Source organism: Phyllobacterium sp. (assembly GCF_037994425.1).
Lineage (GTDB): Bacteria > Pseudomonadota > Alphaproteobacteria > Rhizobiales > Rhizobiaceae > Phyllobacterium.
This window is the reverse complement of sequence record NZ_JBBNAM010000259.1, coordinates 1-14,340: the sequence shown is the minus strand read 5'-3', so window position 1 is coordinate 14,340 and position 14,340 is coordinate 1. Positions and strand designations below refer to the sequence as shown.

Below are 14,340 nucleotides of genomic sequence, written 5' to 3'. Positions count from 1 at the left end.
AGCATATTCGCTTCAACTGCGGCTTCGATAAAGGCACTTCTCGCCTCCTCCACCGTGACCACTCCTTTAAGCGCGGCCGAACAGGCAATTTTAGCGCGCTGACACACTGGACCACGTCGGGCTTTGTGCCAGTTGTGTTTCAGAAATTCGAATGCTTCGTTAACTGTACCGATAGTCTCTGGTTCTTTGCCTTGCCGGCGCAATATCGTGTGGTCTGAAGGCGTTTTCTTCCATGGCCAGAAACGTGGATAATCGAAGAAATGTTCCTCCCAGATTAATCTGCACGCGTTGTGCAGCAGCATTTTGACTTTGCATGTCTCGTGCCGCACTGCCGTCGCCGGTTTGACCGGTATCTTCTGCCAGCCCGCGCAATCGCTGGCATTCGTCTGGCAAGCCGCCAAGCTCAACGCAGAGAGCAACAGCATCGAGAGAGTTAATCGTTGCATTGGTGGTTGCCCTTTCCTGGTAGGCTTGTGCTGTTTCCTTGACCGCTTCGACCGCGGCCTGCTGACGACCTTGGCTGGCGCCATAGAGATAGATCGGACCAGCAGCGATCAGCGCGCCGAGCAGCGCCGCTTCCCCGATCTGCCAGTATTTGAAAGCGGCCAGCATCAGGCTTCCTTCCGATCGCGGCGGACCAAGCGATAGATGCCATAGGCAACGCCAAGCACCATCACGGCCGCGAGCGCCCACTGGATCGGACCATTGCCGGACGCAAGCCCGGTCAATGCGGTGATCAATCCGCCGGCAGGTGCCCACGCTTCCGGTTTCTTCAGCGTCTCGACGATACCGATATCCTTTGGGCTCGCTTTGGCCGAACCGGCAGGGTCATCGACCTTAGTCGGCTGCACCGGCGCTTTCTTGACCATCGCTAGGGCATTGCCGACAACGCCCAGTGTCGGCGCCCACTTGCCAAGAGGATCGCTAGCCACCCTCGTCGCCAAACAATAGCTTGAGCGCGACGGCCAAAGTTTCCTTTGCTATTTTCTTTCCTTATCGAATGTGGATTGGGGTGTCGGAATAGTTCAAGCGGCCACTAGTCAGTTCGATCTAGGGGCGGAACATATCGGTAGCAAAAGTCATTGGAATTTCGTTGGAGAGCCCAACTCGCCAACCGAGGCTCGGCGCGAAACGCCCGTACCCCGTCAAGCGTCGAGCCTCAGCGATTTTGGTTCTAACGCCCCCAATTTAGGCGTATAATTAAGGTGCTGGTTTAGTCCCCCCACAGCCAGCAGAGGCTTGGCTCTCGGTATTCTTCCACATACGATAGTGGCCAAGCCTCACTGTTGTGCGGAACAAATACTCAACACGAACGTTTGTTGATGCTGGAATTAAGTCAGCAGCAGAGCTTGGCGATACCCCGGGCATGAGGATAGGACCAAGCCGACGGTCGGGTCCGGATCGCTCTCAGTTCAACCCATCCGTATCCGACCGAATAAGGGAAAGCTTGGTTCGCTAGTAGGATCGCGGGCCAAGCTTCACCAAATTTTAACCATGGCAGCGCACGCTCCATTGGCTGATAGGCCAATTTGAGCCGGCCTGACGGCGTATCGGCAGGTCAGGCCACTTGCTGTAGCGCCGTTGAGCGCCAATTCCAGGGTTAGATGATTAGATGATTAGTCGGGAAACTACATAGATTCCCGATGCGGCCATGGGATTCTATCCTAAGCCGAATTATCAATTGAACCACAGTCTCGGGTTGTTATGTTGCGCCCCGCTGGCGGTCTTGCCGGTGGTCATGTCCCGGTTTCAGATACGCCTTTACGGGAACTATGACCCTTTTATTCTCCTCCCATGACTGGAGAGCTCCCGCCTCGAGCGGGCTGAGGTCTGGCGTAAGCTCGCGCCTCTTTTCACAACGCCAGACCTCTCATAGCCGCTGTCTTAGAGTAATGCTGCCGACCGCCAAAGGTCGTCGACTGCGTCGGATGACATGCCTTGCATACCGGCAAAAGCATCGACGAGCGGATTGCTGTGATTGAATGAGTTGGCTCCGACAATCGCCATTCTTGCGTCAAATCGCCGCTGGGTCGGCAATTGGGCGACGAATGTTTCGAAGGCTGCCGGCAACGTGCCGATCGTCGGGGTTGCATCGGTATGTCAAAAACGGGTGGACGTATTGGTGCGGTCACAACTTTTCCTTGGACCAATTTCCGAAGGCCGAAATTATTGAACATTTCATCAAATTGTTCAGGAGTGATTTCAACCGCGTCAACCGGGATGATCGAATTCGGGTTTGGTTCTTCTCCGATAATCGGTGCTTGCGGATTGGGATTTTCTTCGTTGGGTTCCGGAACGGGTCCGTAAATCGGACGGGTGCGTTGCTGATTGGCTTCATAAGCCCACTTTATAGAACATCTCAGGGTATCCGTTTGCGTCAAGCACCGCGTAAATTAGGTTTTCCATTCTCACATTCCCTTCGTTTTACGTTCCAACCGCGACATAATCGACGCGGTAGCCCACACCGTCACCAACCGCGATGCCGTTCGTGGAATTCTTGGCAACGACTAGGAATGCACCCGCATTTTACCTTGGTTCGTTTGCGTCCCGGATCAAGCCGCGGCAGTGGCGTTTCGTCACAAAAGACCTTGGGCTGAGACCGGATGACCAATAGTTCGTCGTAGAGAAGCTCAAGCCACCAGGCGACCCGCATCACCCAGATACCAAGCGTGCATCGATCGATGGTGATGCCGCAAGTCGCAAGCATCTGGGACTGACGATACAGTGGCAAATGCCAGGCAAACTTGGCAACGGCGACGTGCGCTGCAAAAGCCGTCGTCACCATGCCGCCGTCCATCACGCGTGCCGGCGCTGGCGCCTGCACAACGCCACTCTCACAGGCCCGGCATGCGTAACGCGGCCGGATCGTCCGCTTGACACGGACAATTGCCGGAACATCATATATCAATTTAACCGTAACGTACTTCTGGTCACTCCGTCGCGCTGTTACCGATACCCCGTCAATCCAAGGGAACCATCACCATGCGCGTGCAAACCATAACCGGAATTACGTTGGCAGTCATTTTCGCAGGAACGGCACAAGCGGCGATTCCGCAGATCAATGCGACCTGTCCTAACAACATCGAAGTTCACGCCGACGAAGGCGGACCCGTCTATATTGGAGGCAAGGAGGCGAAGCTAAAAACCTTCAATGCCAATTATTATGAAGCCTCGCTCAAGGGCGTGACCATTTCCATCAGCATCAATTCTGACGGATCGCCATCAGTCTCGTACACAAAGAAAGGTGCCGGCAACGGAATGTGTTCGGTGAAGTAGCTAAATGGATTTCATGAGGCTCCTGAAGTCGTTCGAGGAATTCCTATACGAAATCGTCTCTTGGATTGTCTTCTATCCGGTAACGATGTGGCGAACGATTCGACACCCATCAAAGCTGATGCGCTACGCCGACGTCGAACTTCTCGATGATGATGAAGACCGCTATAGCGACACGCTCAGTCCGCCGCTGTTTCTGCTCGTCACCCTGTTAATCGCCCATGGCATGGAGTTAGGCCTGCTGCGGCAATCGGTGGTCCTTCCTTCGCTGCTTTCTACCGATGCCAATCTACTAGTCTTCCGTGCCGTGTCGTTCAGCATTTTCCCCTTGCTTATGGCGTTGAAGCTTCTGCGCCACGCCGGAACGCAGCTGGATCGGAAGACGCTGCAGCCACCATTCTACAGTCAATGCTATGTCGCAGCGCCCTTTGCCCTTGGCATCGACACAGGGATCAACCTGATGCGAATTGGCGCACACGTTCCGAAACTGGCAGGCATGGCGGTGTTGACGCTGGCCCTTATCTGGTACGTCACCATCGAGACACGCTGGTTCCGCCGCGACCTTGGCATCTCCACCGGCCGCGCCATCTTCATGGTCGTCGTGACGATCCTTGAGGCGGCGGTCGTCGTGATGCTCTCAGCTGCCATCATTATTTATGCGGCGGCGCCTCGTGCCGGATAGGCCCGCTTTCGATTTCGGACAGATGATCTGCTTTTCGCATTACAAACAAGTCCCAAACGGAGTGTCTGACGACCTGCAGCACAATCAACGGAAACGTTAAACTCAAGAAAGCCCGCCAACCGGATAACCGGCGGCGGGCAAAATCTCATCTGATGAATCACTTGGGCTGGCTACATGGAGACAAGCAATAATTGGGCCATGTTGAAAACAAGCCCCTTTCCCGGCAACCCTGACCGGCAGGGAAACTATCAAGGAGGAGATGCAGTCCTACGCCGATCGTAGTCCTCGCGCGCCTGCATCGTGGCGGTGAGTGCAGCAATGGCATCTGACATGCTGACCGTACTGTCCTGCAGCCGATCGAGCCGGGTAAACGTATCATTTTGAAATTTGGCACCTGTTTGGTTTTCGACCACTGTCGATCGCCTTGGGCCGATTGCTCGATCGCGGTCGTGGCTGTCTTTTCGATCCGGTCTATACGCGAGCCCTGAAACGATATTGCGTTCTGGCTTGCCGTTGCCTGCTTCTCAAACTGGTCATTCAGCCACGCCGACCTAAGCGAAGCTGCGTGATGCCCTATTTTGTCGGCCCACCCTTATCGGTTGCTCGGTTCGAATAGCCGCCCTCATCGCCAAATCGCCAGACAATAGCTTGAGCGCGACGGCTAAAGTTTCCTTTGCCATCTTCTGTCCTTATCTTCTGTAGGTTGAGCCCGTTGGAAGAGTTCGGGGGCGGCCGCCTAGTCCCTAGTCCGTTCGATTAAGGGGCGGAACATATTAGCGGCAGAGCCATTAGAAACCTGTCGCGAGAATCCTAACTTGCCAGCAGAGGCTCGGCGCAAAACGCGCCGTACCCGGTCAAGCGCTGAGCCTCATTCGATTTTGTTCCTGGCGCCCAAATTTACGCGTAAAATAAAGATGCTGGTGTAGTCCCCACACTCAGCAAAGGTTTGGCCCTCGATATTCTTCCACATACGCAAGGGCCAAGCCTCACCCTTTTTCCGGAACAGATGCTCGACGCGAGCGTTTATTGATGCTGGCATTGGGTCAGCAGTAGAGCTTGGCGATACCCCCGGGCATGAGGATAGGACCAAGCCGACGATCGGATCCGGAAATCTCCTAATCTCACATCCGAACCCGACCGAATAAAGCTTGGTCCGCTATGGAATCGCAGGCCAAGCTTCACCATATATTAACCATGGCAGCGCACGCTCCATTGGCTGATAGGCCAACTTCAGCCGGCCTGACTTGCTTTTGTATGGCGTATCGGCAGGTCAGGCCATTTGCTATGGCCAACGGTGATACTTTGCGCATGCTTGGCCACGCAATCGAGCGCGTCGTGGTTCCAGGTAAGCCGCAAATATTGGCCGATTTCAGCGAAGCGACCAGTGTACTCTGATGTCCAATATATGAGATCGTTTGGACATAATGCGATTGTCCAGCAGCGGACATAGCATTGACGATAGGGGCGATTAGGTATTCTTCTAGATACAATCGTTGGGCAGCACGCTAACGATTGAGTATGGGTTCTCGCCCAAATCAGCGCGGGAGGACTTGTTCATGCGTCATCTCAGAAAACTTTTCTATTCAAGCGAAGACTGGCACCTAATGCAACGCGCTCACCTCAGGGCGTCGAGGCAATTGCAGCGGTGTCCAAAATCGCACGAAGATGCCGGCCGCCTCGCCCGACGGGTCATGACTCTGTTTGATGAGGGGCTGCGCGACGAAGATGCAATCGTGTCGGCAGCAGTTTTTCAAGAACATCTTGTCACCGAGATTATGACCAACAGATACGCTGGAAGCTCTCATGTCCCGGCGGCTGGATAGCAAGCTCGAGTGCCCGAAGTGTCAGACCATCTATCTTACGCTTACAAGCAACGTGGATGTTAATACCCCAATCCATTGCAGCTCATGCGGACATTTTTTGGGTAGGTGGGGTGAGCTTGAACGTGATTTCTATAAGCAGGGCGGCAGTCACGGCGTATTTTCCATGCGCGATGGTGAAATTATCAGCATCGACAATCCTGCCAATGAAAATCATATCTCGGGCGGGTCAAAAGGATCATCCTCAGATTGAGTGTTGTGGCGGTTGTATTGTGCCTCAGCGATCTCCAACCGCTTCAATAGGTCGGCGAAGTCTGCGTTGGACTGAAGCGGAATGTTTGTCGACAGTGCTTGGCGGAAGACGGGGTCAGCGGAACCTTTAAGGAACGCTTTAGTCTTTTCGTCGTTCACATCCCCTGACATAGACCAACTCTCCAATGTCCGCTAATGGACAATTCGAGAGAAGGTTCCACACGAAGTGTTTAATCATGGTCGCTTTTAGAAAATAGCTTCTTGTAGGCTCGCTCCGCTGCCCCATAGAAGCCACCCGAGTGAATGATCAACCCCTGCCGGTCGAGTACCGTGACCTTGCCCCGCGCAGCGCGGATAAATCCCTTGCCTTCGAGCACATGCAGGGTTTCGGTAACCCAAGGCCGGCGCACGCCCAGCATAACAGCCATGAACTCGTGGGTGAGGTAAAGTTCGTGACCATGACTACGATCATGGACCATCAGCAGCCAGCGTGCGAGCTTGGTCTCGGCCTGTGCCTGTGCGTTGACAAGCGAGGTTGCCGCCGCCTGCACGATGAAACACTCGACAAAGAGAAGAAGATGCTGCCGCAATGTGGCGCTTTGTGCAACCGCGGTTATGAGATGCTCTGCGGCAATAGCGTATCCAGCGCCGGCAAGCTGCATGTAGGTCCAGTGCGACGTCATATGGACGCCAAGTAGCAGCGAGGTACCGGTGACGCCCTCGAAACCGGTCAGGCCTATTTCGATATCGCGTCCTTTTGGACTTTTCGCAACAATCGACGCAATGCCGCTCTCAAGAAAAACCGCCTCTTTGATCGGCACGCCGGGCTCTTCGAGCTGTTGGCGAAGCTCAAACTCCTTGAGCTCGAGGTGCGGCATCAGGCTACTGAAGTCTTCTGGCAGCAGGCTTTTAAGCAGTTTGTTTCGTAAAGCCGTTTGGATGACGGTCATACTGTTCCTTCCTGCGCGGAACAAATAAGTGATCCTCCGCTTTTGAGAGAACAATCAATAACCGATTGGCAGGCAACAACAATGGATTGTCCTCCAGCAGACAAACCGGTTAGAATTACGCCGACAATGTCTAGGTAAAAGCGCCCGCGCTCAAAGGCGACGAGATGGAAGCCATCAACCTTTTTCGCAGGCTGTGTAACAGTAAGGATACACCCGATGACGCCGTGCGTATACGCGTATTTACAAATGCGGAAGGGACGGTTGCTGAGGTTGAATGGCCGGCAAATGACAAGACAGATGCCGGCGATTACTTTTATGCTACCTATGTGCCCTTAGCGTTGGAGCGCGCGCTCGACGTCAAGGAAAATTATGGTTTTGCGGAGATCGTAGTGATCCTGGATGATCTATCCCTGTGGCGACCGGCCTGGGGTCAATTGACCTAATAGCCACGTCTTCCACTCAGCTTCCACGGAAAGTCGGGAGGCAAGATTAGTGCGCCCGCCCCCCGAAAAGACCGAACGCTGGGCTTTTAGCAGCGGTCGGCTTGGCGAGGGAGGGTATACCTGAGCGATAGGAGCGTCTATACATCGCGCTTTGAGAGGTGTAGTTCCTCAATGAATAAGTAAATCGATTGATCCGAAAGCTCTGATACTTCCCATGCATTTGCGCCTATGTATGAGGGTTATCAAACATTCAATACGGTCTCTGTCCTTGGGAAGACGCCTGGCCAACCCGAGAATGGTTGGCCGCCTTGCGTTCGTCGAGGCCGAAGGAGCAGGCAACTTCATGGAGGCGGCACCTCGGCCGGCATCTACGGGCAGACCAGACCCGAAGGGAGAAGCGGAAAACGCCATTGGCAAGAGATCGATGGCAAGCACGATAGGTGCGCGCCTGGTGTGTCCGTTTAACCCGATGTCGCGCTATCCAGGCTATTGACTTCCTTGTCCGCAAATGCGTCCGGAAATCCAGGGTATAACTTCTTGACCATCATCTGAATATTTCACTGTCACAGCAGCTTCGGAATTCGAGACGACAGTTGCCCTTACCCATTCACGCTTCTCCTCGTCACCCGCGCGTGGCTCACCGCCTTGAAGAACTTTTATGACATCACCGCGTTTCAGAGAACTCCTGAGTTTTTCACCGGTATCTGGATTTTCCATGACAAATTCCTCCACACCGTATAACACGCACAAGCCAAACTAGTTGCTCGGCGAAACGCGCGCCCTTAATATGCGGTCATCCGATCCGCGAGGCGGCTTGTTGGAATATGGCCGTACACGGTCGCCCGAGTGAAGGAGCACGGCAACTGCCGTATCCTACCGTAACCTACCTTGTACAATTTCAGCATTGTGCAACAGTTTTTCCTCGATCACGCGGGGGACGACTGCTATGCTTAGAATTGGAACATTGCTTCTTGCAACGTTAAGCTTGAATGTCGTTATTCACCATGGCGCGAACGCACAACAGGTCACGGGCGAACCCGGTTCGCCAAGCGCCACGACGACAATCGACGGGAGATATCTGCCGAACCCGCCCGAGCCATTTCGAGGAGATATCGGCCTCGATGCGACGAACTCCAAAGCGTACTGGCCACCACAGATCGTTCCACCGAAGGGGGCGCCTAATATCCTTCTCATAATGACCGATGACGCCGGCTACGGTGTCGCTGGCACGTTCGGAGGAGTGGTTCCTACACCAGCGCTTGACAGGGTTGCAAATGCTGGGCTTCGCTTCACGCAATTCCATTCGACGGCACTTTGCTCGCCGACACGTGCAGCGCTGATCACAGGGCGCAATCACCATTCTACAGGTTTTGGCGTCATTTCCGAGCAAGCGACTGGCTATCCTGGCTATGACTCGATCATCGGCGTGAACAATGCCACGATCGGCGAAATTCTAAAGCAGAACGGCTATGCGACATCGTGGTTCGGTAAGAACCATAACACCCCGGCCTTCCAATACAGCAGCGCAGGGCCGTTCGATCAGTGGCCGACTGGCATGGGCTTCGACTATTTCTACGGCTTCATGGGCGGTGACAGCAACCAGTGGACGCCATACCTGTTTCAAAACACCACACAGATTTTCCCGTGGATAGGCAAGCCCAATTATAACCTCATCACTGATGAAGCCGACAACGCTATAAACCATATAAAACAATTGAATGCTGCTGCGCCTGACAAACCCTTCTTCGTCTACTATGTGCCCGGCGCTACTCATGCTCCGCACCATCCAACGCAAGAGTGGATCGACAAGTTCAAGGGCAAATTCGACATGGGGTGGAATGAACTGCGTGAGCAGATTTTTGCCAACCAGAAGCGGCTGGGTGTCATTCCGGCAAACACCCAATTGACGCCTTGGCCGGATGACCTGCCGAAGTGGGATACACTTGATGCCGAGAGCAAGAAGCTTTTCGCGCGGCAGGCGGAAGTCTTCGCTGCCTATGTGGCATATTCCGATCATGAGATTGGTCGCGTGATCCAGGCTGTTGACGACATTGGGAAACTCGACAATACGCTCGTCATCTACATTGAAGGCGATAATGGAACCAGCGCGGAGGGTAGCACCCTTGGCACGCCCAACGAATTGATAACCATCGAGGGCATGGAGATTCCGGTCGCCGACCAGATGAAGTTCTATGACGTTTGGGGTTCCGACGAGACTTATCCGCATATGTCGGTTGCCTGGTCATGGGCCTTTGACACACCATTTAAGTGGACGAAACAGGTTGCCTCTCATTTCGGCGGGACACGGCAAGGTATGGCGATGGCGTGGCCGGCGCGGATCAAGGATGCCGGGGCCATCCGCAGCCAGTTTCATCACGTGATCGATATCGTTCCAACTATCCTTGAAGCGACAGGCATCGTCGCGCCTGTCATGGTCAACGGCGTAGCGCAGAAACCGATCGAAGGCGTCAGCATGGCCTATAGCTTTGACAATGGCCAAGCGCCATCGGCCCGCAAGACTCAATATTTCGAAATGTTTGGCAACCGCGCGATCTACAATGACGGCTGGATCGCCGCCACGACGCCACCCGCTGCACCGTGGTTGATGGGCACGACAAAGATGCCGGACGTCATCGATGGATACAAATGGGAACTCTACAATCTTGCCGAGGACTTTTCGGAGTACAACGATCTTGCTGCGCAGATGCCTGATAAACTCCATCAGATGCAAGAACTGTTTCTCATGGAAGCGGCAAAGTACAATGTATTTCCCCTGGACAACTCGATCCTTGAACGGCTTCTCACCCCGCGACCGAGTGCGACTGCCGGGAGAAACGACTTCACCTACGCGGGGGTGATTTCTGGCATCCCGTCAAGCAATGCACCAAGCATCATCAACAAATCCTATACGATCACGGCTGAGGTCGAAGTACCGCAGGGCGGCGGTGAGGGGATGCTCGCTACCACGGGTGGCCGCTTTGGCGGATACGGGTTCTATCTCCTCAAGGGCAAGCCCATATTCCTGTACAACTTCGTTGATATGGAGCGCTTCCGATGGGAAGGTAGCGACACGCTCGCGCCCGGCAAGCATACGCTCGTGTTCGATTTCAAGTCCGACGGTCCCGGTTTCGGCAAGGGCGGAACTGGCGTCCTTAAAGTGGACGGCGCTGAGGTTGCGAATGCGAAAATTCCGCATACTATTCCGGCTCTGATGCCTTGGGATGAGACCTTCGACATCGGCCTAGATACACGGACAGGCGTCGAAGACAATGATTATCAAGTGCCTTTTGCCTTTAACGGAGCGATAGCAAAGCTAGAGGTATCACTGCAGCCGTAGACTGGATATGCCGTCCTTGCGATATGGGCCCGCGAAGTCTGCAATCAATGCCGGATGAACGCTTTGAGAACGCCCGAATATGTACGTCAGACTATATAAGCTTCGATCGGCAATGAGCCTGGCCGCGAGCGTTCCTGTTTTTGCCTCTCGTCGTGGCATGGCTTGCACACGCACCTGAGGTTCGTGTCCTTTCAGAACAAATATTCGCTGCCGCGATGGCGTATCCTATGGTCAGCTACCTGGTGAGACGTCTTGGCCCGGTGCGTTTGCACATCTGGCAGGTGAACAGGTCACGAACGAGAACTGACATCCGCAATTTCTGCCAGCGTGCGCTCTTTACCATTTGCGCCAGGGCTGAGTGTCGGCTCTGTACCGAGAGCGTTCTATCGCCAGGCGCATATCTGGGGCTCTTTTGCGAAATTCGGGTTTCATTACCGCGTTCGTAAGATGACTCCGTTCGCGGTCGCTTCAAAATCATGTCCATCCCCGGCATGATCGCCTACGAGGCGGAGCTTATTGCAGCAGTAGTCGATACTCGTCTGGCTCCAAGGGTCGCCCCAAGTATGTCTTTGAAGGCAGCGGCAATGCCATCACCTGTACGCCAAGGGGCAGCGTTGACGCCGAGGTATGCACCTATACCTCGCCTGCGGTCGGCAGCATTACCACGAAGAACTCACCATTGTGGAAGTCGGTTCCCCAGCAACAACTGTCTATTTTGCAGCGGTCATCGGCTCGTCGTCACTGCCCATAGGTTTCTCTCTGGGTCTATGACCGGTACGAGGTTGAACCGTTTCAGGGACCGGACAACGCCAAAGAAGCCATCAATCATGTCGCGATTAGAACAGGCGACAAGCCCTCATGGAAATCAGGAGGGTTCTGATCCTGATAATATCACGCGAGAGACGGTGACGCTCGCTGGCGAGCGGAATGAGCAGAACACAGGAACATCGGACCAGCTTCCCTATGCGTCCGATGCAGGAAGCAATGCTGACCCACTCCCCAGCTTTGCTTCCGATACTGGGCCCGGCGATTCTTTGGAACCCTCCCCGAGCGAAGAATCGTCGGGCTCAAATCGAAAGAATGACCAAGCATGGGTCGAGCAGAAGAACGGTGCTATCGTTCGACGGCTGGTCGACTATGGCAGGTTTGTGGGTGCTGAAGCGACAGCGGGCGCTTGTTCGTCTCTATGACGCGGTGCGGCTGCATGGCAATTTGTTCCAGCCCTCATTCAAGCTGCGCTTGATCACACGCATCGGTGCGCGTGTGATTAAGCGGTATCATCCGCCCGCACCACCGGTCGAGCGCGTATTGGCTCACCCCGAGGTGGTCGAGGTCGACAAGGAGCGGCTGAACGCGATGCTAGCAACGGCGGACCCGGTGATGCTGTTCACCGGCATCCGTGCAGCACAGGAAAATCTGGGCAGACGGGTCGATCGTCGCGGCCTCAATGCCAAACCTGAAGAGCCCGTCGTCATCGATCTGCAGCGCTTCGCCTCGAATCTAAACACGGCTTGGCAAAGTGGTGAGACGCGACCGACGCATAAAAGACCCTATCGGCGGAAAAAGGATCGTGCCCCGGCACGTGGTGTACGTGACGGCGGTGTAACCGTGTGATGACCACCCCGCAAAGCCGCTCACTCGCTACAGCGCGATTGAGTGCGCGCTCGTGCTACCGTCAAGCTACACCATTCGCTGGGACCGATGCCTCTTCAAACCGCCACATCGTTTGGTAGCATTCTTCGTTGAGACAATAGGAGGGGTCAGTTTTTCATTTCGCCCGACAAAAACCGTCAATCCGACTGCTTTAGCTGTCAGCCCGCATCTGCACTCAGCTCCACTGACAGGAAACCTTTGCGCGAGTTGACCGTTATATCTAGACGAGGAAAAGGTTAGATGGCATCCGTCCGATACATTGTTGCGGACGTCGACAAGGCGGGCGAGTTTTATCGAGACAATCTCGATTTTAAGATAGACAAGCATAATCCTGGCAAGTTCGCCGCTCTGCTGCGCGAAGACTTGACGCTGTATCTGAGTGCCCCAGGTGCGGGCAGCGGTGGTCAGGCGGGCGGCGATCCGAAGCCCGGTGGGTGGAACCGATTTATGATCGTTACAAACGAGGTCGATGCCCTCATTGAGCGGTTGCGCCGGGCTGATGCAAGATTCCGTGGCGAAATCAGCGACGGCGGTGCTGGCCGCGCCATCTTGCTTGAAGATCCATCGGGCAACGTCATCGAGCTATTCGCGTTCAAGAAGGATTGAGCTTGACGCGAAACTGACGGCGGCGGGCTATTGGTATTTTGAAACGTTTGCTCATGCTCACCGTCGCGTTCGCCCGCCTAGCAGGTTTCTCCCGTCTTCGACCAAAAGCGGACGGGCCACCTATCTCAATCATACAGTTTATGGGTTCACAGCGTACAGTAGGGCCCTATATTCAGCGGTTCTGTTCGATAGCAGCCCACACTTTCTTCAGAAGGCCCCTATATTTAACGCCACTCAGCCGGGCGTTGGCCAATTTGTTAGCTCCGTCGCAACGCAGCAGTAATAGACAGATCCGCGATTGCATACCTCCCTGGTGCGGGTTCAGCCCCAGCTTACCACTCTATTTCATTTCCTGCAGACGATTGTCGGCCGCATGATGCAGCACCAAGCACAGTCAACGCTGACCTCAATATCCGCCAATAATGGGCAGTATTTCGCCAGTAATGTAGCTCGAACAGTGCGAGGACGCCAAGAAGACATAGGCCGGAGCGATCTCCTCCGGCTGCGCCGGCCTTTTCATTTTTGTATCTGCTCCGAACCTTGCAACGTCCTCAGCTTCCTTATCCGCGGGATTCAGCGGCGTCCACACTGGTCCTGGCGCGACCGCATTGACGCGGATGCCTCGGGCAATAAGGTTTCCAGCCAGGGCGCGCGTGAAGGCATGAATGCCGCCTTTTGTCATGGAATAGTCCAGAAGGTTTTTGCTTCCCATGATCCCTGTCACGGACCCGGTGTTGACGATCGCCGAGCCAGGCTTCATGTGCGCTGCCGCCGCCTGTGATAGGAAAAAATAACCATAAAGATTGGTCTTGATCGTCTCGTCAAAATGCTCGTCCGTCAGCTTCTCAAATTCAGTCGTATGAAGTTGGAATGCCGCGTTGTTAACCAGAACCTCCAGTGAACCAAAGGCCTTGATTGTCTTATCGACTGCACGCCGGCAAAAGACTGCTTTGCGAACATCGCCGGCAATGATCAGGCATCTCCCTCCCTCTTTTTCCACCATCTCCTTGGTGATCTCAGCATCTGCAGCTTCGTCCAAATGGATGATGGCGACGTTGGCCCCTTCGCGCGCAAATAAGACCGCCACCGCCCGGCCAATGCCGGAATCGCCACCACTGATCAGCGCTACCTTTCCATCAAGCTTTTTCGAGCCGACATAATACGGGGCATCGAACATTGGGGCAGGGTCAAGTGCCATCTCGCTACCAGGTTTTTTCAAGTGTTGTTTTGGAAATGGCGGTGCGGGATAGTCCCGGGCTCCGGTTTGCGGTACGGCCGACCCGGTTGTTTCTTGGCTTGGAGCTTTGTCGACCTTCTCCTGAAT

Annotated in this window: 12 protein-coding genes and 1 pseudogene; 6 read left to right on the top strand and 7 right to left on the bottom strand. The window is 54.6% G+C overall.

The window, feature by feature from the left end; all coding sequences use genetic code 11:
- Positions 1–159: 159 nt before the first annotated feature.
- From AAAB35_RS17890 to AAAB35_RS17880, 3 genes and pseudogenes are all read right to left on the bottom strand, one after another.
- Complete coding sequence (locus tag AAAB35_RS17890) at positions 160–612, bottom strand: hypothetical protein (RefSeq protein WP_340669628.1); 453 nt, start codon at positions 610–612, stop codon at positions 160–162.
- Positions 612–932 carry a secretion activating protein gene (locus tag AAAB35_RS17885; protein WP_340669627.1) on the bottom strand — a complete coding sequence of 107 codons (321 nt, stop codon included), beginning with the start codon at positions 930–932 and terminating at the stop codon, positions 612–614. The genes AAAB35_RS17890 and AAAB35_RS17885 overlap by 1 nt, the downstream gene beginning before the upstream one ends.
- A gap of 1,595 nt (positions 933–2,527) precedes the next feature.
- Positions 2,528–2,896, bottom strand: a pseudogene (locus tag AAAB35_RS17880) (transposase); the annotation flags it as partial.
- An 86-nt stretch (positions 2,897–2,982) separates the two neighbouring features.
- On the opposite strand from AAAB35_RS17880, the gene AAAB35_RS17875 reads away from it, so the two are divergent.
- Positions 2,983–3,276: a hypothetical protein gene (locus AAAB35_RS17875; protein ID WP_340669626.1), complete on the top strand. Its 294-nt coding sequence runs from the start codon at positions 2,983–2,985 to the stop codon at positions 3,274–3,276.
- A gap of 4 nt (positions 3,277–3,280) precedes the next feature.
- Positions 3,281–3,955 carry a permease gene (locus AAAB35_RS17870; protein WP_340669625.1) on the top strand — a complete coding sequence of 225 codons (675 nt, stop codon included), beginning with the start codon at positions 3,281–3,283 and terminating at the stop codon, positions 3,953–3,955.
- A 2,033-nt stretch (positions 3,956–5,988) separates the two neighbouring features.
- Here AAAB35_RS17870 and AAAB35_RS17865 read toward each other — a convergent pair.
- Together AAAB35_RS17865 and AAAB35_RS17860 are read right to left on the bottom strand one after the other, a co-directional pair.
- Entirely contained in the window at positions 5,989–6,198 is a 210-nt protein-coding gene (locus AAAB35_RS17865) for a hypothetical protein (RefSeq protein ID WP_340669624.1), read from the bottom strand.
- Positions 6,199–6,257: 59 nt separating this feature from the next.
- Complete coding sequence (locus AAAB35_RS17860) at positions 6,258–6,977, bottom strand: Crp/Fnr family transcriptional regulator (protein WP_340669623.1); 720 nt, start codon at positions 6,975–6,977, stop codon at positions 6,258–6,260.
- Between the two features lie 164 nt (positions 6,978–7,141).
- On the opposite strand from AAAB35_RS17860, the gene AAAB35_RS17855 reads away from it, so the two are divergent.
- A complete protein-coding gene (locus AAAB35_RS17855) occupies positions 7,142–7,420 on the top strand; it encodes a hypothetical protein (protein WP_340669621.1) in 279 nt (92 codons plus the stop codon).
- A 486-nt stretch (positions 7,421–7,906) separates the two neighbouring features.
- Here the strand turns inward: AAAB35_RS17855 and AAAB35_RS17850 are convergent, their stop codons facing one another.
- Positions 7,907–8,137, bottom strand: coding sequence for a hypothetical protein (locus tag AAAB35_RS17850; RefSeq protein WP_340669620.1), 231 nt, complete (start codon positions 8,135–8,137; stop codon positions 7,907–7,909).
- A gap of 229 nt (positions 8,138–8,366) precedes the next feature.
- On the opposite strand from AAAB35_RS17850, the gene AAAB35_RS17845 reads away from it, so the two are divergent.
- From AAAB35_RS17845 to AAAB35_RS17835, 3 genes are all read left to right on the top strand, one after another.
- On the top strand, positions 8,367–10,757 hold the full coding sequence (locus tag AAAB35_RS17845) for an arylsulfatase (protein WP_340669619.1): 2,391 nt from the start codon (positions 8,367–8,369) through the stop codon (positions 10,755–10,757).
- Positions 10,758–11,867: 1,110 nt separating this feature from the next.
- On the top strand, positions 11,868–12,371 hold the full coding sequence (locus AAAB35_RS17840; protein WP_340669618.1) for a hypothetical protein: 504 nt from the start codon (positions 11,868–11,870) through the stop codon (positions 12,369–12,371).
- A gap of 279 nt (positions 12,372–12,650) precedes the next feature.
- Positions 12,651–13,016 carry a VOC family protein gene (locus AAAB35_RS17835; protein WP_340669617.1) on the top strand — a complete coding sequence of 122 codons (366 nt, stop codon included), beginning with the start codon at positions 12,651–12,653 and terminating at the stop codon, positions 13,014–13,016.
- 406 nt (positions 13,017–13,422) lie between these two features.
- On the opposite strand, the gene AAAB35_RS17830 is transcribed toward AAAB35_RS17835, so the two are convergent.
- Positions 13,423–14,340 carry an SDR family oxidoreductase gene (locus AAAB35_RS17830; protein ID WP_340669616.1) on the bottom strand — a complete coding sequence of 306 codons (918 nt, stop codon included), beginning with the start codon at positions 14,338–14,340 and terminating at the stop codon, positions 13,423–13,425.

What these genes read in the sequence shown, in the direction of transcription:
- AAAB35_RS17845 (WP_340669619.1), top strand. Translation starts at nt 8,367, where the DNA reads ATGCTTAGAATTGGAACATTGCTTCTTGCAACGTTAAGCTTGAATGTC.
- AAAB35_RS17875 (WP_340669626.1), top strand. Translation starts at nt 2,983, where the DNA reads ATGCGCGTGCAAACCATAACCGGAATTACGTTGGCAGTCATTTTCGCA.
- AAAB35_RS17850 (WP_340669620.1), bottom strand. Translation starts at nt 8,137, where the DNA reads ATGGAAAATCCAGATACCGGTGAAAAACTCAGGAGTTCTCTGAAACGC.
- AAAB35_RS17890 (WP_340669628.1), bottom strand. Translation starts at nt 612, where the DNA reads ATGCTGGCCGCTTTCAAATACTGGCAGATCGGGGAAGCGGCGCTGCTC.
- AAAB35_RS17835 (WP_340669617.1), top strand. Translation starts at nt 12,651, where the DNA reads ATGGCATCCGTCCGATACATTGTTGCGGACGTCGACAAGGCGGGCGAG.
- AAAB35_RS17870 (WP_340669625.1), top strand. Translation starts at nt 3,281, where the DNA reads ATGGATTTCATGAGGCTCCTGAAGTCGTTCGAGGAATTCCTATACGAA.
- AAAB35_RS17865 (WP_340669624.1), bottom strand. Translation starts at nt 6,198, where the DNA reads ATGTCAGGGGATGTGAACGACGAAAAGACTAAAGCGTTCCTTAAAGGT.
- AAAB35_RS17855 (WP_340669621.1), top strand. Translation starts at nt 7,142, where the DNA reads ATGGAAGCCATCAACCTTTTTCGCAGGCTGTGTAACAGTAAGGATACA.
- AAAB35_RS17860 (WP_340669623.1), bottom strand. Translation starts at nt 6,977, where the DNA reads ATGACCGTCATCCAAACGGCTTTACGAAACAAACTGCTTAAAAGCCTG.